The sequence below is a fragment of the Sulfitobacter sp. HI0129 genome, from assembly GCF_001635395.1.
GTDB lineage: Bacteria > Pseudomonadota > Alphaproteobacteria > Rhodobacterales > Rhodobacteraceae > Sulfitobacter.
The window spans coordinates 1-255 of the sequence record NZ_LWGH01000812.1 but is presented as its reverse complement, the minus strand read 5'-3'; the positions used below and the strand labels follow the sequence as shown (position 1 = coordinate 255).

The following is a 255-nucleotide window of genomic DNA, read 5'->3' as shown; positions in this document are numbered from 1 at the left end:
ATTGAAGCGTTGAAGGCCGACAATGCCTGGTCAGTCGCCGTCCGATCGGGCCAGGGCGACCGCGATGTCCGCATTGTCGAGAATGTACTGGCCATACTCCCGACGCCAGACGAAGCCCTTCTCCCGCAGCGCCAACAGGGCCGTCTGGACCGTCGTCACGGCGGGCATTCGACCGCGATGGGCATCCTTCAGGGCTTCGCGCGTTTCCTCCGAGAACGGCTGGAATGCCAGCCCCTTCCTCGCCATGATCCGCAA

Annotated in this window: 1 protein-coding gene; it reads right to left on the bottom strand. The window is 63.9% G+C overall.

Annotated elements, in window-relative coordinates:
• Positions 1 to 30 precede the first annotated feature (30 nt).
• Positions 31 to 255: hypothetical protein (locus A3764_RS25395; RefSeq protein WP_161487518.1), on the bottom strand; the 225-nt coding region annotated here is incomplete at its 5' end.